A 1,663-nucleotide genomic window follows, 5' to 3' on the forward strand; every position below is an offset into this window, starting at 1 on the left:
TTCGTGATGTCCCAATTACCATCACCCCGGGAAAACGCCACCGGAATCGTCGCCCACCCCGGCGTCTGACGGACCAGGGCAATATCCTTGCCCCGCACCGCCGTCGGGGTCTCGTGGGGCTCAAAGACTTCCAGCGAAAAAGCCAGGACTGCGGCCGACACTTCTCGGATAACATCTTCAGCCTCTGACCATGTTGGTTGGAAACTTCTACCGCATTCGATGGTGAAGCCCATAACCAGTGGCTTGGTTGAGTCGGCAAAGTGCCGGCTAAAGGCATAGTCGTCGCTGGCACCCGACGTTGGGTAGAGGCCGTAGGCCGGCTCGGCAGGGTAAATCCCACCGCGAACGTCCTTGACGGCCGAGCTCATGACCCCGCTCAGTTGGACTACGCGGTCCAGGTCCGCCTGAGTGATGAATTCACCATAGACCCCGTCATTTGGCCGGCCCCGCACAGGGTCGAAAGCTGCATTCAGAAACGTCTGTGTACTCTGCGCTGTCTGGTTTTGGTCGCTTCCCCAACTGTGGAGGATCACAGGCACGGCACTGTGGACATCGATGTGCCACCGTAGCTGCGGACGATTGTCGAGCAGCCAGACCACGTTGCGCGTCTCCGGTTCCGAAGCCACGGATGGGCCGCGGTACACATTGGGATCACAGGGATTCGCTGAAGTGCGGACCCCGGCGTCTGGCGCGAACTTCGCAGTGTGGTCCCACAGAAAATCAAAGTTGCGGTTGATGTCGACGCCGACGCAGCCTCCACCGGAAGGGTGGGGTCGGCGGTTCTTCCGCCATTGCGAGACTGCTGTCTGGCTGAACCGCCTGCCGTCGGGGTTGACGCAGGCATAGAGGAAGAGGTTGCCCTGATCCAGGACCTGCCGAATATCCGACGACGGGAAGTAGCGACCGCCGTAGCCCAACCCGCTCCCGGCCGTGTAAGCCTCGAGCAGGTCGGCGGCGAGAGAGACCAAAGCGTCAGGCGGCACCCACTCTCGGGCGTGGACGCCGCCCAGCACCAACACACCGTCCAGCGACGGATCCGACCCCAGCCTCAGGCAGTGGCTGGTCCGACCCTCATGGGTCGAATTGGGCAGGGTGATGAGTTCCGTCAAGGCAGGGTACTCCGTCGCCAGGCTTTGCAGTGCCGATTCGATCTCGTCCACATTCATGTAGGCCATGGCGTTCAGCGCTTCTCTCCCAGTCCACGTACCCGTTCGCCCGCGACCTCGCGGCCGCGGTTGTCACGGCTGGCAACGAACCGGTTAAGTGTGCTTACTTCCGCTTGCCGTTCCTGCCCGACGGCGGTGAGGTTCTCCACGGTCCGGAGTGTCACCCGCGCGGCGGCACGGGAATTCTGGGCGGCGTTGAGTTCGTCTTCCGGGAGGAAGGCGTCGATGACATAGCCCTCGTCCTCCTTCCGCGCGATGCCGCGACAACCGAGGTCAGCGTTGGTTTCGTCGGCAAATGCGCGGAGATCATCCAGGGTTGCTCCCCGGATTTCGAAGTGCATCAGTGGGCTCCCGTTCATGGGGCTCATTCCTCCCGGTTTCTGTCTACTGTTCGGCGATGTGATTCAAAGGACGCGGCTCAGCGGTAGTCACCGTTGATGACCTTCACACCGCCGGTGGGTGCCCAGGACGGAATGAAGTTCGGGGCGGCTCCGTTG

General features: G+C 62.2%; 2 protein-coding genes. Both read right to left on the reverse strand.

All coding sequences use genetic code 11. The features are described from left to right. Positions 1-1,175: M14 family metallopeptidase (locus LD110_RS23300; protein ID WP_225502322.1), on the reverse strand; the 1,175-nt coding region annotated here is incomplete at its 3' end. Positions 1,176-1,180: 5 nt separating this feature from the next. After that, entirely contained in the window at positions 1,181-1,525 is a 345-nt protein-coding gene (locus LD110_RS23305; RefSeq protein WP_225502323.1) for a hypothetical protein, read from the reverse strand. Positions 1,526-1,663 lie beyond the last annotated feature (138 nt).

This window comes from Arthrobacter sp. M4 (assembly GCF_020251205.1).
Classification (GTDB): Bacteria; Actinomycetota; Actinomycetes; order Actinomycetales; family Micrococcaceae; genus Arthrobacter.